The organism is Shewanella atlantica, from assembly GCF_003966265.1.
Lineage (GTDB): Bacteria > Pseudomonadota > Gammaproteobacteria > Enterobacterales > Shewanellaceae > Shewanella > Shewanella atlantica.
Window position 1 is genome coordinate 51390 of sequence record NZ_RXNV01000001.1, and the last position, 24851, is coordinate 76240.

Here is a 24851-nt window from a genome sequence, read left to right on the forward strand (position 1 = left end):
ACGAAAAAAAAGACGAAAATCTTCACTCTTTCGGCACGCCGCTGAAATAGAAACTTATGCCCATATCGGCCTGCAGAGCCCTCATTGCCCCCTCCGATAGCTCTTCAAGCTTTAATACCTTCTCAACGAATACGCCCTCCTGGTTAAGAAAACGCAGCGCCGGCTCGCTGCCATCGGCATTACAGGCCCACACTTGAGGCTGTTTAACCTCTTTAGTGGTCATCATGACCTTACCTACGGTCTGATCAGAAAGCTCTACGATTGTCCCCGGCGGATAGATACCTAAAATCTTAACCAGAACGGAAATCAGTGATTCAGCGTGCTTACCAGCCCTGTTCTTGAACAGGTAACCCAAGGCGACCTGTGGAGAGCGCAGCTCATCGGTCCAAAGCTGCCTGTCATAGTCGTTGGCCAGACTGACTATCTGAGTCACGATGGGAATTTTATTGCCCTTCAAACCATCGGGGAATCCGGTTCCGTCGATAAACTCATGATGGTGCAGAATAATATTTAACACCATCTCAGGATACAGGCCCGTCTTATGGAGCATATCGTAGCCAAAGTTGGGGTGTTGTTTCATGAAGTTAGCTTCATGTTCGGTCAATGGCCCCTTCTTGCGGCGAATAATATCCGGTACCCTAAGCTTACCGATATCATGATAGAGGCAGCCTAGGGCGATATCTCTCATATCCGACTTAGTAAGCTCCATCGCCTTGGCTATCATCAGGGCAACAACCGCTACCGAGATCCCATGTTGGGTAATGCTCGCATCTGTCTCTCCGGCGCTCACCAAGGCAAGAAACGGCGTTTCGACGTCATGCATGTGTTCGAGCAGATCTTCAACCAGAGCAGCCGAGTTCCGATAGGCGCCTTCAGGATCACTCGCAATCTTGCTAAATGATGAGCGGCTCTCGTTGACACATTTAATAAACCTCTGCTGGCTGAGCCTTAATGACTTTCTAACCAGCATCTTATGATCGACTTCAGGCTTAACCTCTTCGACAACTTCGACTTCGGCCTTTTCCTCATCATCGAGAACAACCAAATCTTCGCCCGAAAGCAAGATCACATAGGGGACACCTAAACTCTTGATTAGCTCAATTTGCGCTTCTTCTTTAATTTCGACACGGTTAAACAGGAAAGGATGATTCTTCCAAGAGAGGGGTAATTTGACTGTGATCCCGATCTGTAGCTTATCTAAGGGTAAATGTATCTGCTCGGCTTTAGCCACCAATGCAACTCCTTTCCTGCATCTGAAATCCCGAATTAATCAGGATATCGTTCCCTATTTCTGTCTCAGTATGAGGTTACGAACAGTATCGTTTGTGAAAACCTACTGAAGTTAATGACATAACTATAGAGCATTAGCAAAAAATCTTAAGTAAAAAATATCAATTTTATTACAAATAACCGCTTTTCCTGCCTAAATAGCCCCAGCTATACCCTAAAAATAGTCCATTGTAGCGATCAAGAGAGCACTGATTGTTATGATTTTGTGAGACTGATGTATTTTCACTGCTGACGGGAAAGCTCAAGACTTCCAGCTAACAGCAAGAATATTAGTGAAAACAGGTTGAATACAGATATATGTTATTCCAACTCGAAAGAGGAAAAGTGGCGATTACCCAGAAATAGATATTGAATACAATATACCACACATATATAGTTAACTTGTTCTTTGATGAGGCATTGCACCCCGTCGATGCCTCTTTGAAGAGTGTTGCTGTCAATTGTCCTTTATTATTAAAAAGGCCACCTACCGCTAAAGTCAGGTGTTTAATTTAATAATTTTGATTGAAATCCTGGATCGAGATACAAGTTCGTTGTCTGTATTACATGATTCTTTGGCGCTGCATTTTGCAGCGCCTTTTTTATCTCACCTTCCGCTGACAGACATTCACTAAACCCACCTAAGCCGCATTAAAAGCGTTAAACCTTACCCGGAAACCCCTCCTCTCTGGGCCAATCGGCGAAGTAATAACTCAGCCTTTTCGACTTGAACAGATAGATCAAACTCCAGAAAAGCAGTAGCGCATCTAAGCCCATGCTCCAGTTATAGAGGTAGTGGGAATTAATCGTTCGCTCAATTAATAAACCTGCATCGATAGCTAACAAGAGCAACAGCACCCATTTCAACTGCCCGAACAACGGCCTCAACCAGAGCGGGGAGCGTTTACGCTCGGCAATGACAACGCCATAAACCAGTAAGGCACCAAACCCGGCTACCAAAGCCATGATGAAATCACTTTTTTGAGGGTAAAACAACGCTACCAGTGCGGCGCGATCGCTGGATTGCGTCAATGACGCGATGAAGATACACCAGCCACGCGCAAGGTAGACCAATATCAGGTAAAGATAGAGGGGAGGTTTGATATGCCCTTTGTCATCGAGCCAGGTGATATTGCTAAAATTCACGAAGTTGCCTTAAATTACCTTTCTACACAGTGATATGGAGCCATAAAAAGATAATTCAATGCTAATATTCAAACTTGGTAAATTGATGGGGCCTTTCCGACTAACATTCCTTGTTTACTCTGGTGCTAATTCAAACTGTTTTAAGCGCTCGGTTTCCGCCTTTATCAATTGAAACAATGCATCGGGATGACATTAATCGGCATCCCGACTTACTTTACTTACATCTTAGGACTTATACTTCAGGACTCACACCTAAGGTACTATTCGCCACTCAACACGGCTAACAGACCATCTTCATCGAGTACCTTAACGCCCAGATCCTGAGCCTTAGTCAATTTAGAGCCTGCCGCCTCTCCCGCCACTAAGCAATCGGTATTCTTAGAGACACTACCGGCAACTTTAGCACCCAGGGCCTGTAACTGAGCTTTAGCATCGTTACGATTTAGCTTAGTTAAGGTACCGGTCAATACCCAGGTCTGCCCCTTCAGAGAGAGCGCGTCCTCAGACACCTCTTCGATCTCCGGCCAGTTAACCCCCGCTTGGATCAGGTTATCTACCACCTCGAGGTTGTGAGGCTGGGCAAAAAAGTAGGTCAGGTGCTGGGCAACAATCGCCCCGACGTCATCCACCTTTATAAACTCTTGTGCATCGGCAGACTTTAACTTATCAAGGTTTTTAAAATAGTTAGCCAGGTTGGCCGCTGTCGCTTCACCCACTTCTCGGATCCCCAAGCCATACAGGAACCGGGCAAATGTGGTTTGCTTAGCGTCTTCGATAGCAGCGACAAGTTTAGTGGCAGACTTCATGCCCATTCTGTCTAGCATGGTCATCGCAGAGGCGGTTAATCTGAAGAGATCGGCAGGACTCGCCACCAGCTCTTTATCGATAAGCTGTTCAACCACTTTATCACCCATGCCATCGATGTTGAGGGCCTTACGGGATGCAAAATGTTTAATGGCTTCTTTACGTTGCGCCTCACAGAACAGACCGCCGGTACATCTAGCGACAGCTTCTCCCTCGGTGCGTTCAACCATGCTGTCACACACAGGGCAGGTCTGAGGAAACAGGATATCACTTGCGCTGTCCGGACGCTTCTCGGCCACGATAGCCACAATTTGAGGGATCACATCTCCGGCGCGTCGGACTATCACGGTATCGCCTACTTTCACACCGAGTCTGGCAATCTCATCGGCATTATGCAGCGTCGCATTTGACACAGTCACGCCACCGACAAACACAGGTTTGAGCCTGGCTACGGGTGTCACCGCGCCGGTTCGTCCAACCTGAAAATCGACGCCTTCGAGCAGGGTCATCTCCTCCTGCGCCGGGAACTTAAATGCCGTTGCCCATCTGGGCGCTTTCGCCACGAAGCCCAACTGCAGCTGATGCTCAATGCTATCGACCTTAATCACCACACCGTCAATTTCATATTCCAGCGCATCACGGCGCTCGAGAATATCGGCATAATAATCGAGTACAGTTTTGACATCACCGCACTGTTTAACTTCGCTGCTCACCGGGAAACCCCAGGACTTAAGCTGCATCAACTGCTCATAATGCCCTTTGCCTAATGGCCAGCTCTCGGGTTCGACAACGCCCAGAGCGTAGGCATAGAAGCCAAGTGCACGGCTGGCAGCTATCTTACTGTCCAGCTGACGCAGGCTACCGGCGGCGGCATTACGCGGGTTAACAAATAGCTTCTCACCCTTAGCTCTGGCTCTGTCGTTGAGTGAGTCAAAGGCCTTTTTCGGCATGATCACTTCGCCTCTGACTTCGAGCAGAGGTGGGAAGTTGCTGCCACGTAACTTAAGCGGAATAGAGCGGATGGTACGCACGTTTTCGGTAATATCTTCACCGACACTACCATCGCCTCGGGTCGCAGCACGCTCATAGACGCCGTCACGATAGAGAATACTCACCGCTAAACCATCGAGTTTAGGCTCACAGCAAAACGTCGGCGTTTCACTGGTCTTATCGCTGATACGTTTATAGAAGGCATCAAACTCATCTTCGCTGAAGACGTTATCCAGACTCAGCATAGGTTTAAGGTGAGTTATCTGATCAAACTTAGCTAACGCCACGCCGCCGACTCTCTGTGTCGGTGAGTCCGGCAGACAAAGCTCAGGGTTTTCTGCTTCAAGCTGCTTTAATCGGTTGATTAAACGATCGTATTCAGCATCCGGTACACTGGGTGCATCATCGACATAGTAGCGGTAGTTGTGCTCATTGAGCACTGAGGTCAGTTGTTTAATCTCTTCTTGAATAGCGTGCATCTTGTTATATCCGAATAAACATGAGAAAGGCCGCGAAGGCGGCCTTTTATAAATAGGTCTTTAATTTTATTGCCTAATAAAATCGGCGGTTAAGAATTCTGTGTGCGAATACGCTGCAGATAGTTTTGTTTAGTGTTTTCACACCAGGCAACACGACCACCATCGAGAAGCTGACCACCCAGGTCATCGGCCAATTGGTGAGCAGAATTCAACATGATAGAGAAATTCATCAAGGGATCTCCATGACAAGGCAGAGTCATAAATAATACGACGCCTTCGGTTGTGAACTGTTCCATATCATCAAGGTTAAACACACCGGGTTTAACCATATTTGCCAATGAAAATAGTGTCTTGCCGGTACCGGCATTATCTTCATGACGATGGAAGATACTCATATCACCAAACTTAAAGTTAAGAGACAATAGAGAGGGCAGCAGTTCTGCACCATTAAGCTCTTCGCCTTCGGCCGCGACCACGTGTAATACCAGTACATCTTGTGGCTCGGGCAAGGTTTCAGGCTCTTGGGCAATAACCTCAGGCTCTGAGATAGACTCTGACACAGGTTCTGCTACTTTAATTGCAGGCTCAGGAGAAGGCTCTGACTCAGGAACACTGGCCTCAAACAATGAACTTTGGCTGGGCGCAGCTTGTTGCCCCAGTCCCAACTCCATCTGATTGATCTCCTCTTGCTGCACGTCGGCAGACAACACAGGTTCCTGTCTCTGACGAGACACTCTCTGTTTAGGCTGATCAGACAGAGAAAAATCATCACTGGTCTCAGCAACAACCTCATCTTCACGAACAGGGCTCTCCATCACTTCCTCAGAAGTCAGAGTCGGCTCTTTCGGCGCAAAAGCGATTTCATCTTCATCGCGTTCGTCATCAGAAATGGGAGACCCTTTTCTTACTCTCACCTGGCCAATACCGTCGGCATCGAATCCCTGGGAGTCTCGAGTCGCAGCCTGATCTTTATAGAAGCCCGTCATGGGGCTCTCTTTTAATGATTTAGGTTGTTGTTTTCTAATGGACCAAAAACCATGCACAAGTACCGCGATAATTGCAATCGCACCTAACACAAACAATACCAGTTGCAAATTTTCCATTGGTTACCCTGTCTTTCCTATGGTTAAACAGCGTCGGCTAGTGCCACCGCTTCATCAATATCTACAGCAACTATGCGTGAAACACCCGGCTCATGCATAGTGACTCCTATCAGTTGGTCAGCCAATTCCATGGTGATCTTGTTATGACTGATATATATAAATTGCACACTTTGAGACATCTCTTTGACCAGCCGACAGAATCTGTCGACGTTAGCATCATCTAAAGGTGCATCGACCTCATCCAACATACAAAAAGGCGCAGGATTCAGTCTGAAAATCGCAAATACCAATGATAAAGCGGTTAACGCTTTTTCTCCACCGGAAAGAAGATGAATAGTGCTATTCTTTTTACCCGGTGGCCTCGCCATAATCGTCACTCCGGTCTCGAGTAAGTCATCATGGGTCAACGCCAGATGTGCACTGCCTCCGCCAAATACTTTTGGAAAGAGTACACCTAAGTCCTGGTTCACTTTATCAAAGGTCTCTTTAAAACGACTCTTTGTCTCTCTGTCTATCTTACGAATCGCCTCTTCGAGGCTGGTCAGTGCAGAAGTGAGATCCGCATCCTGGCTATCTAAATATGACTTTCGCTCACTTTGCTGCTCATATTCCTCGATAGCGGCTAAGTTGATCGCCCCAAGGTGAGTAATACGGGCACGTATTCGCTCTAACTCTCTTTGGCGGGCCTGCGAACTCTTATTCATATCTAAAGACAGTTTAACTTCATCGAGCTTAATCTCTTGCTCATTAAGCTGCATCAATTGGCTGTCTGCCTGACCTTTTAAACCTTCGCGACGTAACTTTAACGTGCTGATAGACTGAGTCAAGTGTTCTATCTTGCCAAGCTGTTGTTTTTTCGTTAATCCTGCGCTATCACTCGCTTCTTGCAGCCGGGTTTGCTCTTGACGCAGTGTCGACAGCTCGGTCTGCTGCAGTTCCTGCTTCGCCAAGGCTTTTGCAAGCTGTTCATTTAACGCACTAAGTTGTCCATCTTCATTGTCAGCATCTTGCTTCGCCAACTGGTTTTCAAGTGCCTGCTTGGCTGAAGTCAGCTCTTCGATACGGGCTTGTTGTTGACTGATAGACTGGGCGTTGAGGGCGATTTTAGTCTTTAATGCCTGCATCACAGAGTTTGACTCATTGAGTTTTGACTGCTGCGAAGCACCCTGCTCTTTTAACGCTTTTATCTGTTCGGCTTTCAGCTGAAGTTGCAGTACTGAATGGTTTTGTTCAGTTTCTGCCGCCTGCAGCTGAGCCAAACCGGCTTCCACTTTTTTACTGAGGGTCGTTTGGGTGCTAAACAGCTCGTCGAGATCCCGTTTATATTGCTGACACTCAAGCTTCAGTCGCTGACTTCTCGCCTCACACTCCTGCGCCCTATGTTTCGCGGCACTTATCTGCGAACTTAAACCCGCAATGGTTAGCCTCAATTGCTGCAGATGTTCATTACCCGATTGCAGCGACAACTTCAAAGGTTCAATAGTGGCGTGTAGCTCATGGCTATGTGATAACAGGTCGCTCAACAGGGCCTCGGAATCGGTAATACTTAACTCAAGTGCATCCTGCTCCCGCTTTAACTGCACCAGAGAACCTGAATCCGTCCCCTTTCTAATCACAAATCCTTTGCCCAGCAGGTAACCGTCGGCGGTGGCGATACGCTCATTATCACCTAACGCTGAGAGCATTGGCTTAGCGGCATCGATACTCTCCGCCCACAGAACATTAGATAGCCAAGGTGATAGATTGGCACTGCAGCTGACAACCGACCAGGTTTGCTGCTCCCATGGGCTAAACCCTTCACGGCCCGCTTCGACGCCGGCCGGAGTCTTAAGCAGTCCATCAAACAGAAGTTCGACGGCTTTCTCCCAACCGGGTTTCACTTCGAGTAGCTGCCACAGGGCTTTTTCGCCCTCGAGTTCGGTCTCATCCGGCAGTAGCTTAGCAACCAGGGCTAAACGGCCCTTCTCTTCGGCGAGAGACTGATTCAGGGCTTCCTGTTTGGCTCTGAGTTTAGCTTGTTCTTGGGTCGCCGAGGTGAGTCTCAATTCTGACTCTTCATTGATCTCTTGCTGAAGATCCGCCTCGGTCACCAACTCCTCGAGTTTTGATGCCTGCACCTGATGGTCTTGACCAAATTGCTCGGCTTCAACTTCTGCGCTCTGTTTTCGGTTGTCTTCTATCTGCTGCTTCTTCTGCTCAACCATCACCTCAAGGTGATTCAGCTTTGAGCGTGAAACCTCATGCTCTAACCGATAACCCGAGACCTGCTCTTTGTGCAGGTTTAAAGATGTTGAAAGCCGCTCCCCTTCGCCTTCGAGCTCATTGAGACGAGCCGTTAAATCATTCGATGATGAGGCCAGACTGTCGACTAAGGGAGTTTGATTTTCAAACTCTAAGCTCAAGGCACCCTTTAAGGTCTCGTCCGACCTCAATTGGGCATTATGGTTATCGAGTTTAGTCACGATCGCCGAGATACGTTGATCGATATGGGCGTCCTGCTGCTGCCTGTGCTTGAGATCTTGCTCGAGTTTTCCTATCTGGTTACCGCATTGGTAAAAATCTTCTACCCGCTTCTGCTCTTCACACTCTAATTCCACCAGTTGCACACTCAACTGGGTTAGCGTTAGTTCACACTTTTCTTTTTCTGCATCAAGCTCGGCCTTATTCAGTTCAAGCTTGTTAACCTCCAGGGTTAACTTTTCGGTTTGATTGGTTAACTCGATATAACGACTGACAGAAAGCTCAGAGTCCAGTGTTCGCTCAGATTGTTTCAACTCGCGATATTGCTTGGCCGCGCTTGCCTGCTCAGCCAACTTCTCCAACTGACGCCCTAACTCGGTGCGAATATCGCCCAGTCTCTCCAGGTTCTCTCTGGTGTGACGGATCCGGTTTTCGGTCTCCCGCCGCCGCTCTTTATAGCGGGAGATCCCTGCCGCCTCCTCGATAAATACTCTCAGCTCCTGAGGTTTAGACTCAATAAGACGAGAGATGGTCCCCTGCTCGATAATCGCGTAGCTTCGAGGCCCCAGGCCCGTCCCCATAAAGAGATCGGTAATATCTTTGCGGCGGCACTTCTGACCGTTGAGAAAATAGGAGGAGTCGCCATCACGCGTCACCTGACGCTTAACCGAGATCTCCTGATAGCTGGCATATTGCCCGGTAAGGCGACCATTCTGGTTCTCAAAAAAGAGCTCGACACCGGCGACCGATACGGGTCTTCGGGCACTGGAGCCGTTGAAGATAACATCGGCCATGGAGTCGCCACGCAGATGTTTAGCCGAGCTTTCACCCAGCACCCAACGCACGGCATCGATGACATTAGATTTACCACAACCATTGGGACCAATGATCGCGCTTAGCGGGTTAAGAAAAGGGATCTTAGTTGAATCGACAAACGACTTAAATCCAGCAAGTTTTATCTGTTTGAGTCTCATGGTGCCAGTTAGGTCGTTTTCAGCAAATGCATTTTGCCGAACAGAGCTTATTTAGAGTTGATTTTCTGGGGCTACTTTACCAAAGCGGGCAGTATTTTGTAACGTTTTTATTCCCCATTGTTTTATATATCTCTTGTCATCGGAAACCGAGTGGAACACAATTCAGATAGTTTTTTCTTATGCCTAATATAGACGTGTCTACTTATGAATCAAACAGCTAAAACATCCCGTAAGAGTGGGATGGACTACTTTCTCTTCGGATTTAGCCTGATAAAACGCAAAGGGCTGAGAAGTTTTGTGTTTATTCCATTGATGGTGAACCTGCTGCTGTTCTCCGGCGTTATCTATTTCGCCATCGGCCAGCTGGAAAATGCCTTCGGATGGATTTCGGCCCAGCTCCCCGATTACCTGAGTTGGCTCAACTTCATCCTATGGCCATTAGCCGTCATCACATTGTTGGTGGTGCTGTCGTTTATCTTCAGCTCGGTGATGAACTGGATAGCCGCCCCCTTTAACGGCCTGCTCGCCGAAAAAGTGGAGCAATACCTGACGGGCAAGGACCTCAACACCGGCACCACCGCCGACCTGATAAAAGATCTGCCACGGATATTCGGCCGGGAATGGAAAAAGCTTAAATACTATCTGCCCAGAGCCATCATCTGTCTTATCCTGTTCTGGGTCCCACTGCTGGGTCAAACCGCAGCCCCGGTTATCTGGTTCCTATTCAGCGCCTGGATGATGGCCATTCAATATTGTGATTACCCCTTCGATAACCACAAGGTGCCCTTCTCTGACATGAAGTTTGCCCTCAATCAGACCAAAGGCACCAGCTTTACCTTCGGCGCCTCTGTCACCCTGTTTTCGATGATTCCGATAGTTAACTTTATCGTCATGCCGGTCGCCATTTGCGGCGCCACGGCCATGTGGGTAGATAAATACCGAGAAGCATACAAGCACCCGGAGATCGCGCCGGAGTAACGTCTGCGGCTGACCTTGTTATTGGTTCCATCAGGCAGATTCAGCTAGCAGGCGATACTAATTCAGGCTTCTACGATGCAGCGTTCGGCGTTGCCGTTTAGTCAGACCTGACTATCAATAACAATTTAGCTAGGTTCAATGATTGTCACAGCGACTATCTACCCCAGGTCATTGTCCTTAGCTAAGATTTGTTCCCCCGGCCTACATAACCATGCTGTAAAAGTTCGGATCTGTGGAAGAACAGTTAAATTAAGACACAGCGCAAATGGCCAGGCAATGACAAAGCTATGCGCCCAAACGGGTGGCCACTCTGCACTAAACCCCATTTTATACCCGGATATCAATCCGGACATCATAGTCGCCATCGTTAAGGATGACAGAAAAGTTGTTAACCAAAACTCTTTCTTCCCCATACTCATATCACCTATTGAATCAAGATAGGAAAAGTGTAAACATAATCATAAATGCAAACAATGCAGAAGAATTGAACCATGAGTTCCATATTTGGAAGTATCGACGATCTATATTTATTCTGTAAGGTGGTTGAGCAAGGCTCACTTCAGAAAGCAGCTGAGGTACTGAACTTACCAAAATCAACAGTTTCCAGACGTCTTACAGCATTGGAAACTCGACTCGGCTTAAGATTGCTGGAAAAAGATGGGCGGGAATTAGCACCAACTGAGGTAGGTAAACTTGCTTTCGAAAGCCTCAGTAGTGGTATTGAGATGCTTGAATCAGGTATTGAAAGTCTTAACGAGCAAACCAGCCAGGTGTTTGGTCGCGTTAAGTTATCCATTCCACATAGCTTTTATCACTCCTTTGTTGCAACGACTATCGACAAATACCTTAAGGCTTATCCCAAAGTTCAACTCGATCTGATATTGAACGACGATCAGGCAAGACCTGAAACGGATCGTGATTTACTCATAACTTTCGACATAGAAAGTATGGATGAGATGATCGCGAGGCCGATATTCACCTCAAAACATGGTTTCTTTGCCAGTCAAGAATATGCTGAACAATGTGGTAAGATCTCCACGCCATCTGACTTAGTGGCACTCGATTGGGTTGCCATAGATAAAAAAAACAAATTACCTTTTTTCCACAATGGTCAACTGTGCGAAGAACATTATATTAAACCCAGGCTGGTAGTAAACGATATGCGGGCTGTAGTCGATGCTGTAAGCCGTGGTTTAGGTGTCGCTTCATTGCCTCACAAACATGCTAAAGAAGCATCAAACTTAGTGCAGTTACTCCCTGAGTACCATCGAAGTGATCGTCAATCATTTCTGGTTTACAAAGCTAGAAAGTACCAACCCAACGCCGTTCGCGTGCTGATTAATGCCTTGCTTGAAGAGAACGAGGGCTGGAACCATCGACACAAAAAATGAAACAAGCAGCCATACAGGGATATCTCGATAAGCCCCCCCCAAGGCTTTCTCTATTATTCATGAAGTGTAAAGAAAGCCTGCTAGGTTTATCTATACTTCAGGTCGCACTCTCATAGATACAGAACCCAAGACTCAACAATTGTTCCACACACAATAACCTCTCCCTACCCAGCTTTGTTAAAGGCACTGCAAGCCATCACGTGAGGAGCTTTACCTCACGGGAACGTTTTCGACATTCATTTCACAACCCACAGGTTAACCTCGTCACCAATAGATGGAAATCTACCACTTTCCCCATGTGCTGGATTCTCCAAGAACAAGAATTAATGAAGATGACAGGTAAAAACCGATGACAAGCAACTGTAACGCAAACGCCAATAACCTACTGAAAAGGGGTAAATTATTTCATAATAACAGACAAAATTTCATGCCAGTTGTTCTTATCTCTATCGCCTCCATGGTCTCTTTCATCATCCATGCAACAGCCCCAACCCCTGCAGTAAGACCTGATGCAAGGCAAGCCATTAATGTCAATACCATGCAGGTCGATGAGCAAATGTTTACGCCAAGTTATAAAGCTTACGGCACTGTGATTGCGAAAAACACTCTGACACTGACAGCTCAGGTTGACGGCCAACTTACCTACCTTGCAAGAAATGTCATCCAAGGTGGACGGTTAGGTGTAGGTGAAAATATCTTTCAACAAGATACGTCAGATTTACAGGCCGTATTAGCACAGCGACAAGCTGAAGTAGAAATTGCTACGGCTAGGCTAGCTTTAGAGTTAGGTGAGCAGCGCATCGCAGAAAAAGACTACCAAATGATGTTGAAAGACTTTGAAGAAAATGAGTGGCAATTAGATCTGGAACTACTCCTGCGAAAACCTCAATTGAGTCAGGCAAAAGCTCAACTCGATATTGCTCATAATGCACTGGATATTGCAAAAAAGGAACTCAGCCGCGCTCAATGGTTAAGTGATAAGCACTATTTTGTTGAATCAAAACAGGTCTCCCAAGGAGACTACCTGATAAAAGGCGATGAGATTGCAAAACTTGTAGAGCTCAACCAACTCAGAGTCCCAATTTATTTACCTAGGGAGCTCGCCTCTGATGTACAAGTCGGCCAGAAAGTCTCACTCTATCAACCCGACACCAAGCGGGCTGTTAACGCACACATCAGTCATATATTTCCAATGCTGGATAACAAAATACACCTTCAAAAAGTATTCGCCGAATATACTCCTTCCCCGGGTGATCCTAGCTCGCTCATTATCGGCGACTTCGTAGAAGCACAACTCTTGTTTCCTCCAATAGCTAATACGCTTAGGGTGCCACTGTCTGCAATAGATAGCGATCATATATGGCTGGTGAGTGCCAATAAGACTCTCAAAAAAAAGCCCGTCAGTATTCTATTTCAAGATGAATCAACTGCTGTGATCCACAATGTATTATCTGACAATGAACAGCTTATAACCAATAAGATGCACTCACCACAAGCTAACCTAAATGTTCACCTTGTGGAGGCTATCTGATGGAAAAGTCTACCGCCCCTTCCCCTTGTGATACAAACACGCAGTCGGGCTCGATTTTCAACCGCCTCATCGGTTGGATGATAGATAATCCGATTGCGGTAAATTTATTTACCGTCGCAATTCTGGTATTAGGGGTCTACTCCTTTACAAGCATAAAACAGGAAACTTCGCCATCGTTCAAAGTCGATGAAATTGAGATCAGAGCCAATTTCCCAGGAGCAACACCAAAAGAGATAGAGCAAGGCATAGTAATGCCTATAGAGCATAGCCTCACCGAAAATACCAACATAGACCGTATATCGGCCACGGCAGTAGAAGGATCGGCCAGGCTCGTGCTTACATTAAATGACGGGGTCAACGCCAATAGCGTTATCGCAGAGGTAAAAAACGATCTCGACGCGATCAATAGCTTCCCCTCAAGTATGGAACCACTGCAAATATCCTTAGTAGAGGAGCTCGATTCACTAGTTGAATTCGGACTGTATGGTAATTTACCTGAGACCGCACTCAGACAAGAAGCTACACGGCTTAAAACCGAGCTCCTCAACCAGTTTGATATAGCAAGAATAGCGCTTGCAGGAGTAAGAGACACTGAAGTTATCATCGAAATAACCCAAGATAGCCTCTACCAATATCAATTAACCTTACCGGAAGTCACCCAGAGAATAGCAGCAGAGGTGACAGATATTTCGGCTGGCAGTATCAGTACCAATGCTGGTGATATTCTTATCCGCACTCTGGGTAGAAAAGAGCAAATTGCCCATTTTCGTAATATCATTATTAATTCCAAATCTGATGGTGCCGAGATCAAATTAGGTGATATAGCCGATATTAGTTATGGCTTTTCTCAGCAAGAGGCCCCTTTTCTAGTAAATGGCCAACCTGGGATCATGCTGGTCGTTTACCAAAGTGACACTTCCAAGCCGATACAGCTCAGTGGTGCAATACAAGATTTCATTAAGCAGTACCAAAGTTCACTGCCTGTAGGCGCTAACCTAACGGTGCTCGATGACCAAGCACAATCCTTTCAAACCCGTATTGACCTGCTATTAAATAACGGCTTAATCGGAATGATTTTGGTCATTATCGCACTGTCTCTTTTTCTGGATATGCGATTAGCATTTTGGGTTTGCCTTGGGATCCCAATTGCCATCATAGGCTCACTCGCATTTATGCCGATGCTTAGCATTCCACTTAATATGGTCACCCTGTTTGCATTCATTATTACCCTGGGGATCTTGGTCGATGATGCAGTGATTGTGGCAGAAAATATCTATCAAAAATTTCAGGATGGTACCGCAATAGAAGCCGCACTAAAGCAAGGTGCAGCAGAGATGGCCGTACCAGTGTGCTTTTCTGTCGCCACAAATATTATTGCCTTTGTCCCCCTGCTATTTGTACCGGGCGAATTAGGTGTAATGTATAAACCGATGACTTTACTGATCTTCGCAATCTTTACCGTCTCCTTAATCGAGGCCCTGTTTATATTACCTTATCACCTGAAGCAACTTGGGAACCCCAGAAAAATGGGGCGCTTGGGGCAAATACAACAGAAAAGTTTTAACGCATTTGAATCACTTAGGGAGATACATTTCAATAAGATGCTTAGAACAAGTTTGCGCCACCCCTGGAGCATTCTGGCTATCTTTGTCTCAGTCACCCTTGTCACTTTTAGTTGGGTGAATTCAGGCAGGGTCGACTCAGGCTTTGTTCCCAAGGTTGAATCTCAGCGTATCGATGCAGAAGTCGAGTTTCCTGCCGGCACAGCATTGGTTGATAAAAAACGTACCATGGGACTAATTGAAGCAGCAGGCATTCGTGCTTTCGCCCGCCTCAGGGAACCTAATAGCTATAAGCACATAATGATGTCAATTCACGCCAACTCAGCATCAACCACTTTCCAAATTGTGGAAGATACCCAACGTAGCTATACAGCCAGGCAGTTTGTTGATACCTGGCGCAGTGAAATCGGTGAGCTTGCCGGAACTAAATCACTTTTCTTCGATTACGAAGTTGGGCCCGGTGGCGGTAAAGAGTTATCAATAGAGCTTGCAGCCAATGACAGTGAAATGCTAAAACAGGCGACATTTGAACTGATGAAAAAGCTGCAGCAAATTGAGGGAGTGACCGACATTGATAGTGGCCTTATCGATGCTCAGCGTGAATATACCCTAAGCGTCACCCCAAGAGGCAGCATGATGGGCTTTAACAGTGACAGTTTGGGTGAACTGGTTCGCAATAGTTTTTATGGAGAAGAGGTCAACAGACAGATTCAAAATAGCGAAGAGTTAAAGATCCGGGTCATGCGCCACCGTAATGAGCAATTTAAAGCTAACGCCTTAGGAGACCTACTCATTACGTCACCAAGTGGCGAGCAAGTACTGCTCAAACAAGTTGCTGATATAATACCTATTTTATCTGCCAGTCGAATAGACAGGATTGACGGTATCGAACAGGTAGAAGTGAGTGCAAGCTTTATTCGCAGCAAGGCAAATGTAGCCTTGATCACTACCCAAATATCGGACTCGATATTACCTGCTTTAATGCAAAAATACCCCGGTGTAAATGCAGAATTAGGTGGCAGTGCACGTACAGAGAGAAAAGTGAGTGCTCAGCTAATGACAGGCATTATACTTGCCTTATTTATCGTATTTTCATTCTTAGCCATATATTTCAAAAGTATGCTTGATGCCATATTAATACTGAGCGTGATCCCTCTGTGTTTAGCGGCTGCCATGCTTGGACACATCATATTAAGCCATAGTTTTAGTGTAATGAGCCTATTTGGCATGATCGCTTTATCAGGTTTGGTGTTAAACGGTTCATTTGTACTTCTTTTGGAAATAAAAAAACACTTGTGTAGCAGAGTCGATATTGAAACGGCGATCATTAACAGTACTATAAGCCGATTCAGGCCTGTGGTTATTACAGCACTTACAACCACTGTAGGGCTAGCACCTATGCTGTTTGAAACATCAACCCAAGCCCAATACCTTATTCCAATGGTCATAAGCCTTAGCTTCGGCACGCTTTTCTCGATAGCGACTATTCTCGTTTTTGCCCCGGCACTGTTTCTTATTTCTGAACGCTGGCACGTGCGATATAGCTCCAAATCAAACGCTTCAGTAATTGAAACTCTAAAAACAGCTGACACTTTATTAATCAATAGAATTTCAACATCAACTGCGAGCTAGCAACTATTTAATCTATTAAACGTGTTAACTAACTAATGATTTCCAGCTGGCACGTTTAATGGTTATAAGTAATACATAGGTTCAATATTTTGCACTTGCCTGAATATCCCTTTCCCCCTCATATCCACGGCGCTTATCTTAAGCTAGTGCTAAATTAATACCTATACCTTTAGACAGCTAAAATTAAACAGCCTTAATCCGAAGGCAGATAACATTTGTAACAAATTCGACTCGCCACCAGCACTACCTTTCTGTCACAATTCACACACAAAAATAACAATAAGAATTTAGCAGTATAATGAAATTCAGCCCTATAAAATTCAAGCTACCCTTTACCACACAATTGTCGAGCCTGTTACTGGCTAGCGCTATCGGCGCTCTCTCGACTTTATCCTCTTTTTCCACTTTTGCAGGCAGTAGTCATCAATTTAGTCTCAGCATTCCAACACTCGAAGGCGGTGCGACTATCGACGGCCAGCTCGATGAGGTGCAGTGGCAAAACGCCGCCATAGCCGAGCTTAAATATGAGACCAGTCCGGGAGAGAATATCGTCGCTCCTGTAGGAACAACGGCTAAGATCTTCTCCACCGGTGAGAGCCTGTTTATCTCTTTTGTTGCCAGCGATCCCGATTCCAGCATCGATGACGATATTATCCGCGCTAATCTCAACGACAGGGACGATACCTGGGGCGACGATTTGGTGGGGATTAAGCTCGATACCTTCAATGACTCCAGGCTGGCTTATCAATTCTTCGTTAACCCCTACGGCGTGCAGACAGACTCCATAGAAAATGAACTCACCGGTGATGAAAGCGACGCCTGGGATGGGATATGGTACACCAGTGCCCGCAAGACAGCGCAAGGTTATCAGGTCGAGATAGAGCTGCCACTGCGGCTGTTTAACTTCGACAGCCAGTTATCACAGCAGACCTGGGGAGTCGAGTTTATCCGCTTCTATCCCAGAGATCAGGTCCGCAGGTTATCGACCCATCAGATAGACAGAAATAACAGTTGCCAGCTCTGCCAGCTCGGTACGGCGACGGGACTTGAGGGCCTAAAGCCCAGTCAGGACCTGCAGTTAACCCCCTCTTTGGTGTTTAATCGAAACAGTCAGCGCGATGCAGAGCCCGGCGCTGATTGGGACAATGACAACTCGGTCGAACCCGGATTGGATATTCGCTGGGGTATCACCCCCAGCACCCTGCTCAGCGCCACCATCAATCCAGACTTTTCCCAGGTTGAAGCCGATGCAGGGCAGCTGGATATCAACAGTACCTTTGCGCTGTTTTACCCTGAGAAGCGCGCCTTCTTTCTGGATAATAAAGACTATTTCGACACTCAGCTGCAGCTACTACATACAAGAAATATCGTCTCACCCGACTATGGTCTGAAACTCACCAGCAAGGTCGATAATCATACCTTCGCGGTGATGGCGAGCAATGACACCAAAACCAACTTTCTGGTTCCGGGTAACCTAAGCTCGGATATCGCCAGTCTCGATGAGGAGAGCATTAATCTTGCCGGCCGATATCGCGCCGATATCAATGATGAACTCTCTATTGGTACCTTAGTCACGGCTAAGCGAAGCGAGCAATATCATAACTACCTCGCCAGCGGCGATCTTAAATATCAGCCTACACCTCAGGACACCTTCACGGCGCAATACGTGTTCTCTGCGACCCAGTATCCTGATGAGCTCTACAGAGAGTTCTGCTCGGGCAGTGATTGTCTGCCGGACAGCAACTGTGAACTCTCAGACTGTGGCATCAATGAGCGGGTGTTGCGCACCAAGCGAGATGATGAACTTCAAGACAGTTTTTACCATCTCAAGTACAAACATGAGCGCCGCAGCTGGTATGCGTTTACTCAGTATGAATCGGCGGGTGATGACTTCAGGGCCGATTTAGGTTTTATCAGTAAGGTAGACGTCAACAAGCTGGTTGCCGGTGGCGGCTATACCTGGTACCCGCAGGACTCATCGATTAGCCGCGTCGAACTGGGCGGCGATTGGGATATCAGCCATAACCAGGCCGGAGAACTGCTGGAGCAGGAGCTGGAAGCTAAAGTCGAATTTGAAGGTTCGATGCAAAGCTACACCGCTTTTGGGATCGTGACCAGAGAGCGTGTGGGCAGGCGGCACGATAGCTCACAGCTTGCCATCGACGGCAATACCCAGCTATTTGATGAAACCAAAGGCTGGGGTTACAGTAAGATCATCCCAAGTAGAGCCCTGACTCTGGATCTGGATCTCAGCTACGGCGATAACATAGACTTTGCCAATGATCAGTTGGGAACAGAGCTGTTCGTTAATCCGGGAGTTGAGTGGAAGCTATCAGATTCGGTATCGCTGGATGTGTCGCATATCTACCGTTCGCTTGATGTCGATGATGGTCGACTCTTCACCGCCAACCTGAGTGATCTGCGCCTGAACTGGCATATTAATCTGCGTAACTTTATCCGCATCTCCAGTATCTACACCCATATCGAGCGCGATCCCTCGCTCTACCTCTATGGCTCACCGGATGCAAAGGAGCAGCAACTGGGCAATGAGGTGCTGTATGGATATAAACTCAATCCCCAGAGTGTATTTTACTTAGGTTATTCAGACGGTTTAAACCGTGATGATGAGATCGATGCATTAACCCGCACCGAGCAGACCTACTTTATGAAGTTAAGTTACGCCTGGTTATTGTAACGCTTGTCAATAAAGCAGCCTTGAGCGATAAAAACTGTCTTGAGCGATAAAACAGCCATGAGCTATATAACAGCCTTGGGCGATAACGCTTCGCCCAGCAATTTCGGAATAGCTTCGGTGTGATTTCGGAACATAGCCGGGAAGTTTCAAGGCTGTTTCTTCTTCAAACTAAGCGGCACTGCCCGGCTCTATAAATGAGTTGGGCTATCGTTCTTGCCCCCAACACCTGTTTTAGCAGGCCGATGTGATAGTCAACGCCCCGCATCGTCAGCTTAAGCTTCTGTGACACATCTTCCCTGTCCTCCCCCGCCGCGAGATAACTCAATACCATGGCCGAAACCGGGGTCACTATATTGTAATCCACTAAGGGATTAATCTTGTCACCATAGTTGATGACGATATTCATCTGCAGCTCCGTCAGGTGTTTTTCAATATCCTCCAGCCGCTCCTGCAGCGCCTCAAGTTGTTCCCGGCTGTCCAGCAACAACATAAAGCGTCCCGACAACTTAGGGGAGAAACGACAAGGTACAGAGATAGTCACCAGGCTCACCACGCCGGATTGTTCGATGAAAAGCTGTAACCTTGATGGCATCTTGCTTGTGGGCCAGATATAGACAGGCCGGGAAAATAGCCGGGAGACCTCATCGGTCATCTTGGTATAGTAGATTACCTTCTTGCGCCATAAACGGAGAGCCTTGGGTGAACTTGCAAATAGCTGCCTGCGTTTTTCAAACAGCTTCATCATTCTACTGCCGTCTTTTATGCGGCAGCGCCAGTCATCCGGGCTGTTGATATCGTAGCAATAGCAGATATCACCCACGCCAAGATAATCCCGGCTTTGTCTAAGCAGATCGGTTAATCCATGTTCCAGTGATACCTGAAGCATAAGCCCCCCTTAACAGCGAATGGTGATGAACTGAATCGATGACGACGCGATAAAAAGTCGTTGTGTATAAAGAATTAGCCGAGCAAGAACTGCCGAATAACATGGCCTGTGATTACGATAACCGAGATCAGAAGCAGCGTGGTGACCATCAGCAGCTTGATACTGCTATTACCTTTCCCGGAAGCTCGTCGACCCGTATCTTGTTCAGGGTCTGGCATCGGCTTTGGTGCTATCAGAGGATGATTAGTCATAAAATACCTCTTTAAAAACGGTCGATTAGCTTTACCCATTAAGGCGGCCAAGTTGCTTATGGCCGCCAACGTTTAACACTAGGCTTTTTTATTTGGCAAAATAAACTTCTGCCAGCTCATAACCAGTAATATCAGCGCCGGAAGGCCAAATGAGATCAAGCCCATTGCACCCGATTGCGGCTCCCCCTCGGCAAACGAGCCCCAGGACCAACCTATGCATATCCAGGCGAAACCAAACGCAGCGAATAAGCCCAAATTTGCTTTCCAATCGAGTTGGTAGCGACCCAGCAGGCTGACGTAAGCCCATATGGCAGCCATCGTACCCATGCCCATCAAGTACCACATTAAACCCATCATTTGCTTTCTTCCTTAGGTGAAATCACCGCTAAATCCACTCTGCCAATATTTCTTAACCGCCTTCTCATCGTTGACATTACCGTAACCGAACAGGATATCGGCCTGAGTCATCATGGCGTGCACGGTGCCGCCGGTGAAGGTGTTGGACGCGTCGATCAGTCTGTGATGCCAGAAATCCGGCTTGTTCCATGGACAGGCTGCCAAGCAGACACCGCAGTCACCACCATTTTCGGACCAGAACTTCAGACACTTCTTGGGATCGCTATAGAACTTACGCACCCCTTTGTTAACATCCCAGGTGTAAAGGGGATCCTCACTGCCGGGATAGGTCGGGCCCGTTGAAGGTTTATCGTCCATGCAGATGGCGCCGGACGGACAGGCTTCGCCACAACGTTTACAGTTTTCACAGAAAGACATGATGCCAAAATCACGTGGCTTGTCGTAAGCGGCTTCATCGAGCTCAAGTTCGGTATAGACCTTACAGATACGCACACGCGGGCCAAGGTTGGGGGCCACTATGGTACCGTTGCGTGCGCCCTCCCCTAAACCTGCAGCAATGGCATAGGCCACCGAGTTACCCATGTCGTTGGTCGCCCCTACGGCCTGGAAGCCCAGCTCTTTCATAAACTTAGCCATAGAACCGGCTAATACACCTATGTTGCTGTAACCCATGGCAGCCGTTGAGGACTGTGGGATCATCGGAGCACAAGCCGTTGCCTCGTAATCCATTCCCACCAGCATGACGATCACGCTCTTAGGCTTAAAAGGAAAGTCCTCTTCCCAGCTCAAGGTCTCTTCTGTGAGCGGGTTATAGAGTGGGTTGTAATCCCAGCGGGGATCGTGACGACACACACCGACCCGTACCGCACCGAAGTTTTTGGCAGCGGTCTTAATGGCGCAGACCTTCTCTACAGAGTCTTTAAAGGGATATTGGTGCCCATGAACGTCGGACTGATCCCAGGTCAGTACTCCCTGATTTGGCACTCCGGCCTGAGATAGAGGGGCCAAATTCATCAAGGTAAACCAAGAAGCGGTTTCCAATGCGTAATCGAGCTGAGTGTAACCCAACTTATCATTGTCGTAGCGTTCGTGAGCCGTCAGGAAATGGTGAAATGCATCAGTCATGCTCATGGGTTTTTCACCCGCCTGGATAGGACCCGCAGACTCCTGGCCGAAATTAAGGTTACGCTCAGGATGCTTTGCCTGTAACGCCGGACTGATACAATAGGTCTGATTTACATTGCGCTGATCCATGGGCTTAAAGTCAGGGCTCACTTCACAGGGAAACGCCTCCAGCTCGACGCCTTCCATCTTATGTTTCAGCCAACTGCCAGCTCCGGCCACGACCCCCACACCGGCGACAGTCCCGGCACCAATTTTTAATAACTGACGCCGACTCTCGTCGACCTCTTGCTTCTCTTGTTCGCTCATGTTTATTCCTACATCTTTGGGTGTTGGTGGAAACCAAAACGGTAAATGTTGAAATAAATTCTATACAGACCACACCTTCTAAAATAGCGATATATTCGAGAAGAACCTTTGCAAAAACTGCAAAATAGAATTTCCATTTGCATGACACTCTTCACACATATAGGTAACAACGAGACGGGGAATAACAAAATATTGGTAAAACAGTAATAGTTTTTGGCAGTTTCATTAATGTAAATGACAAAGAAGCCAACTTAAACTGCAATATCAAAGAACAAATTAATTAAATTAGGGAGTGGTAAATTGACCATCAAAAAATGAGAGAGTATCGTCAGTTTCGATCGAACAAATAGTTAACCATGATTATTATCGTTCTGAAAAATGAGCAACATGAACAAACAATAACAATGTGTAACCCACTGATTATAGAGGAGCGCCACCAGAATAGCATTACAACACAATTGAATCGTACATAACCTTATTCATATAAGGACAAACAGTTTAACTCTTAATTGCAATAACACATCAATTGCAATCGAATTGTCACACTCAATGTTTCACTTATAATATATAAGTTAAAAAGAAAATAACCCACTATGAATAAATATATAGATTAACAGTTTAGCCACCTTATAAACCCATAAGAAAAACACTAATAAAAATATGAACAAATAAATAATCGGAGATTTTATGAATAAAATAAATAACACCAAAATAAAGAGCCTGATGTTATATATGGCCGGTATATCGGGCCTGTTATTAAACAGCGTCACGGCTGTCGCTGCCACCTCGGGCTCACACTATCCCATGGGGGGGGAAGGCGTCGCAGCCGCCACCCTGCCACCACCCGGTATGCATTACCGTATGTACAACACCTGGTATAGCGCCGATACTCTGACAAATAATAGTGGTGACGATACGGGTCTGGATTTTGATCTGAGCGCCTATGCCCAGGTACACAGATTTGTGCATATGACAGAGAAAACAATCCTGGGCGCTAACTGGGGCTATAACGTTCTCATACCTATGGTGAGTAAAGATATCTCGATAAAACCCGTAGGTGTCGATGCCGATACCTCATTCGCTTTAGGAGATGTGATCCTCGAACCCTTGGTACTTAACTGGCCGAGGGAGCGTTTTGACGCAGTTATGGCACTGGCAGTCATTGCTCCCACCGGCGATTACGACGTTCATGACGCCGCCTCGCCCGGCTACGGGTACTGGACTGGTATGTTGACCGCCGGCGGCACTTATTATCTGGACTCAGAGAAATCATGGACATTCAGTGCACTGACCCGCACCTTAGTGCACACAGAGCAGGATGATACTGATGTGCGACCTGGCGCCGAATTTACTATCGAGGGAGGGATAGGCAAGCAGCTGGAATTCAACCACACCTGGTTAGTGCGTCCCGGTATCACCTACTGTGCCACATGGCAGATCAGCGATGACAGCCAGGATGGTCCGGGCACTCTCGCCAGTGAACGCAAACAGGCTTACGGCATAGGTGGTGAGATCAACCTATTCTATCTGCCATGGCTACTGCAAGGTAATTTGCGCTATGTACATGAGTTCGGTGCCAAGAATACTACAGAAGGCTCATCGGCAGTCTTTACCCTGACCAAGTCTTTCTAAAGAGAGCCTTCTAACGACAGCTTTTTAACGAAGGGATTCCTCTATGACATCAGCCTTCAATGGCTGGTGTCATTTTACAGTTTCAAGAGTTCAATATAGGTTAAACCCCAGATCATCAAAGCTGATTTTGTTCCATCTGAGCACACTCATGCTGGAAGAAGTCCAGCGCTAACCGTACTCTGTGGGGCAGGTACTGGCGACAGGAATAGAGTCCCCAGGTGCTGATATCGGTGGAATATTGGCCGTCAAACAGTAACTGCAAGCGGCCGGATTTTAGATACTCACGGCACATCACAGGCGGTACCCAGGCAACACCGAGTCCATCAACCGCAGCCGAGATACACAGTTCATTCATCTCCGACTCCAAGGGCCCCTCGACCTCTAACTTATGAATCTGCTCACCATCGCTCCATAGCCAGATGTTTCCCCCCAGGCCGCCTTTAGGAGAGAGCAAGCAAGGGTAGTCCGCCAGCTGTTCTGGATGAGTCAACTCAGGGTGTTTAGCGATGAAGTCCGGGCTGGCAACGAAGTAACGCCTCAAAGTTAGCAGTTTACGTCCCACCATAGAGCTGTCCGGTGGTGACTCATGGCTGACATACAACACCAGATCCGCCTGTATATCCATCGGATTTTGCATACTCTGATAAGAGATAAATTTCAACTTAAGTTCTGGGAAACGTTGATGAAACTGTCCCAGCGCCCTTCTACAGGTCAGATTGATAAAATCTAAAGGGGCGGCAATGATAATTTCACCCTGGGGTTCTACCTGTAGCTGGCCAACACTCAACTGCAGCGCCTCGACTTCACCTAAAATACGCGAACTTCTCTCCAGAAAATCCACACCAGCTTCGGTCAGTGTCAGGCTTCGCGTAGTACGATCCACCAAACGGGTACCGAGGAATTGTTCTAGTTGAGAGATATTACGACTTATTTTGGAAACAGGAATACTCAGGGCTCTCGATGCCGCACTCAAGCTTTGATATTCGATAACCTTATTAAATAATGCAAGATCTTCGGTTTTCATGGCGACAGTTGATTTACCTGTTATAAATTTATTTAGCTATTATCACCATATGTGACCAGAAATAATATGACCTGACTCAGGCTTTACCCTATTGAAAATATCATTAGGCCAATAACCGGATTTAAGTCACAGGAGCGTGAGACCAATAACAGAAGTCTAAGGCTGAACACTGATTTAAACAGTGCTCTGGAAACAAATTCTGAGCAAGTAGCGTAAAAAATTTATTCATAGAAACAACAAGCACTATTTTTATGAA

General features: G+C 46.9%; 18 protein-coding genes. 7 read left to right on the forward strand and 11 right to left on the reverse strand.

Annotated features, from left to right (window positions below; translation table 11 throughout):
- Nucleotides 1-22: 22 nt before the first annotated feature.
- The 5 genes from EKG39_RS00235 to EKG39_RS00255 all read right to left on the reverse strand — a co-directional run bounded on the left by EKG39_RS00235 (nucleotide 23) and on the right by EKG39_RS00255 (nucleotide 9225).
- Nucleotides 23-1231 carry an HD-GYP domain-containing protein gene (locus tag EKG39_RS00235; RefSeq protein WP_126503117.1) on the reverse strand — a complete coding sequence of 403 codons (1209 nt, stop codon included), beginning with the start codon at nucleotides 1229-1231 and terminating at the stop codon, nucleotides 23-25.
- 698 nt (nucleotides 1232-1929) lie between these two features.
- Nucleotides 1930-2415 (reverse strand): DUF2919 domain-containing protein, encoded by a 486-nt coding sequence (locus EKG39_RS00240; RefSeq protein WP_126503119.1) that lies wholly within the window; start codon nucleotides 2413-2415, stop codon nucleotides 1930-1932.
- 260 nt (nucleotides 2416-2675) lie between these two features.
- Nucleotides 2676-4688 carry an NAD-dependent DNA ligase LigA gene (gene ligA, locus EKG39_RS00245; RefSeq protein WP_126503121.1) on the reverse strand — a complete coding sequence of 671 codons (2013 nt, stop codon included), beginning with the start codon at nucleotides 4686-4688 and terminating at the stop codon, nucleotides 2676-2678.
- 89 nt (nucleotides 4689-4777) lie between these two features.
- A complete protein-coding gene (gene zipA, locus EKG39_RS00250) occupies nucleotides 4778-5791 on the reverse strand; it encodes a cell division protein ZipA (RefSeq protein ID WP_126503123.1) in 1014 nt (337 codons plus the stop codon).
- Nucleotides 5792-5814: 23 nt separating this feature from the next.
- The gene (locus EKG39_RS00255) at nucleotides 5815-9225 is read right to left on the reverse strand and encodes a chromosome segregation protein SMC (RefSeq protein ID WP_126503125.1); all 3411 of its coding nucleotides are present in this window, start codon (nucleotides 9223-9225) and stop codon (nucleotides 5815-5817) included.
- 204 nt (nucleotides 9226-9429) lie between these two features.
- On the opposite strand from EKG39_RS00255, the gene cysZ reads away from it, so the two are divergent.
- Nucleotides 9430-10203: a sulfate transporter CysZ gene (gene cysZ, locus EKG39_RS00260; RefSeq protein WP_126503127.1), complete on the forward strand. Its 774-nt coding sequence runs from the start codon at nucleotides 9430-9432 to the stop codon at nucleotides 10201-10203.
- A gap of 158 nt (nucleotides 10204-10361) precedes the next feature.
- Here cysZ and EKG39_RS23865 read toward each other — a convergent pair whose 3' ends face one another.
- Nucleotides 10362-10559 (reverse strand): DUF2798 domain-containing protein, encoded by a 198-nt coding sequence (locus EKG39_RS23865; protein ID WP_425470128.1) that lies wholly within the window; start codon nucleotides 10557-10559, stop codon nucleotides 10362-10364.
- On the opposite strand from EKG39_RS23865, the gene EKG39_RS23560 reads away from it, so the two are divergent.
- The 5 genes from EKG39_RS23560 to EKG39_RS00285 all read left to right on the forward strand — a co-directional run bounded on the left by EKG39_RS23560 (nucleotide 10480) and on the right by EKG39_RS00285 (nucleotide 19014).
- A complete protein-coding gene (locus tag EKG39_RS23560) occupies nucleotides 10480-10644 on the forward strand; it encodes a hypothetical protein (RefSeq protein ID WP_246028380.1) in 165 nt (54 codons plus the stop codon). The genes EKG39_RS23865 and EKG39_RS23560 overlap by 80 nt on opposite strands.
- Before the next feature lie 50 nt (nucleotides 10645-10694).
- The gene (locus EKG39_RS00270; protein WP_126503131.1) at nucleotides 10695-11594 is read left to right on the forward strand and encodes a LysR family transcriptional regulator; all 900 of its coding nucleotides are present in this window, start codon (nucleotides 10695-10697) and stop codon (nucleotides 11592-11594) included.
- Between the two features lie 427 nt (nucleotides 11595-12021).
- A complete protein-coding gene (locus EKG39_RS00275; protein WP_185817493.1) occupies nucleotides 12022-13125 on the forward strand; it encodes an efflux RND transporter periplasmic adaptor subunit in 1104 nt (367 codons plus the stop codon).
- Nucleotides 13125-16319 carry an efflux RND transporter permease subunit gene (locus EKG39_RS00280; protein WP_126503135.1) on the forward strand — a complete coding sequence of 1065 codons (3195 nt, stop codon included), beginning with the start codon at nucleotides 13125-13127 and terminating at the stop codon, nucleotides 16317-16319. The genes EKG39_RS00275 and EKG39_RS00280 overlap by 1 nt, the downstream gene beginning before the upstream one ends.
- Nucleotides 16320-16617: 298 nt before the next feature.
- Complete coding sequence (locus tag EKG39_RS00285; protein ID WP_246028381.1) at nucleotides 16618-19014, forward strand: carbohydrate binding family 9 domain-containing protein; 2397 nt, start codon at nucleotides 16618-16620, stop codon at nucleotides 19012-19014.
- Nucleotides 19015-19177: 163 nt separating this feature from the next.
- On the opposite strand, the gene EKG39_RS00290 is transcribed toward EKG39_RS00285, so the two are convergent.
- From EKG39_RS00290 to EKG39_RS00300, 4 genes are all read right to left on the reverse strand, one after another.
- Entirely contained in the window at nucleotides 19178-19900 is a 723-nt protein-coding gene (locus EKG39_RS00290) for a helix-turn-helix transcriptional regulator (RefSeq protein ID WP_126503137.1), read from the reverse strand.
- Nucleotides 19901-19974: 74 nt separating this feature from the next.
- Complete coding sequence (locus tag EKG39_RS23290) at nucleotides 19975-20151, reverse strand: hypothetical protein (RefSeq protein WP_185817494.1); 177 nt, start codon at nucleotides 20149-20151, stop codon at nucleotides 19975-19977.
- Nucleotides 20152-20229: 78 nt separating this feature from the next.
- Entirely contained in the window at nucleotides 20230-20508 is a 279-nt protein-coding gene (locus tag EKG39_RS00295; RefSeq protein ID WP_185817495.1) for a tetrachloroethene dehalogenase, read from the reverse strand.
- Between the two features lie 12 nt (nucleotides 20509-20520).
- Nucleotides 20521-21939, reverse strand: coding sequence for a reductive dehalogenase (locus EKG39_RS00300; RefSeq protein WP_126503139.1), 1419 nt, complete (start codon nucleotides 21937-21939; stop codon nucleotides 20521-20523).
- A gap of 687 nt (nucleotides 21940-22626) precedes the next feature.
- Here EKG39_RS00300 and EKG39_RS00305 point away from each other — a divergent pair.
- Nucleotides 22627-23571 carry a SphA family protein gene (locus EKG39_RS00305; RefSeq protein WP_246028382.1) on the forward strand — a complete coding sequence of 315 codons (945 nt, stop codon included), beginning with the start codon at nucleotides 22627-22629 and terminating at the stop codon, nucleotides 23569-23571.
- Between the two features lie 115 nt (nucleotides 23572-23686).
- On the opposite strand, the gene EKG39_RS00310 is transcribed toward EKG39_RS00305, so the two are convergent.
- Nucleotides 23687-24595, reverse strand: a complete 909-nt coding sequence (locus tag EKG39_RS00310; RefSeq protein WP_126503141.1) for a LysR family transcriptional regulator — start codon at nucleotides 24593-24595, stop codon at nucleotides 23687-23689.
- Between the last annotated feature and the right edge of the window lie 256 nt (nucleotides 24596-24851).

Excerpts from the sequence above, each read along its gene's own strand:
- zipA (WP_126503123.1), bottom strand. The coding sequence starts at position 5,791 with ATGGAAAATTTGCAACTGGTATTGTTTGTGTTAGGTGCGATTGCAATT.
- EKG39_RS00275 (WP_185817493.1), top strand. The coding sequence starts at position 12,022 with ATGCCAGTTGTTCTTATCTCTATCGCCTCCATGGTCTCTTTCATCATC.
- EKG39_RS00310 (WP_126503141.1), bottom strand. The coding sequence starts at position 24,595 with ATGAAAACCGAAGATCTTGCATTATTTAATAAGGTTATCGAATATCAA.
- EKG39_RS00255 (WP_126503125.1), bottom strand. The coding sequence starts at position 9,225 with ATGAGACTCAAACAGATAAAACTTGCTGGATTTAAGTCGTTTGTCGAT.
- EKG39_RS00300 (WP_126503139.1), bottom strand. The coding sequence starts at position 21,939 with ATGAGCGAACAAGAGAAGCAAGAGGTCGACGAGAGTCGGCGTCAGTTA.
- EKG39_RS23560 (WP_246028380.1), top strand. The coding sequence starts at position 10,480 with ATGACAAAGCTATGCGCCCAAACGGGTGGCCACTCTGCACTAAACCCC.
- EKG39_RS00290 (WP_126503137.1), bottom strand. The coding sequence starts at position 19,900 with ATGCTTCAGGTATCACTGGAACATGGATTAACCGATCTGCTTAGACAA.
- EKG39_RS00280 (WP_126503135.1), top strand. The coding sequence starts at position 13,125 with ATGGAAAAGTCTACCGCCCCTTCCCCTTGTGATACAAACACGCAGTCG.
- EKG39_RS23290 (WP_185817494.1), bottom strand. The coding sequence starts at position 20,151 with ATGACTAATCATCCTCTGATAGCACCAAAGCCGATGCCAGACCCTGAA.
- EKG39_RS23865 (WP_425470128.1), bottom strand. The coding sequence starts at position 10,559 with ATGATGTCCGGATTGATATCCGGGTATAAAATGGGGTTTAGTGCAGAG.
- EKG39_RS00295 (WP_185817495.1), bottom strand. The coding sequence starts at position 20,508 with ATGATGGGTTTAATGTGGTACTTGATGGGCATGGGTACGATGGCTGCC.
- EKG39_RS00285 (WP_246028381.1), top strand. The coding sequence starts at position 16,618 with ATGAAATTCAGCCCTATAAAATTCAAGCTACCCTTTACCACACAATTG.
- cysZ (WP_126503127.1), top strand. The coding sequence starts at position 9,430 with ATGAATCAAACAGCTAAAACATCCCGTAAGAGTGGGATGGACTACTTT.
- ligA (WP_126503121.1), bottom strand. The coding sequence starts at position 4,688 with ATGCACGCTATTCAAGAAGAGATTAAACAACTGACCTCAGTGCTCAAT.
- EKG39_RS00270 (WP_126503131.1), top strand. The coding sequence starts at position 10,695 with ATGAGTTCCATATTTGGAAGTATCGACGATCTATATTTATTCTGTAAG.
- EKG39_RS00305 (WP_246028382.1), top strand. The coding sequence starts at position 22,627 with ATGAATAAAATAAATAACACCAAAATAAAGAGCCTGATGTTATATATG.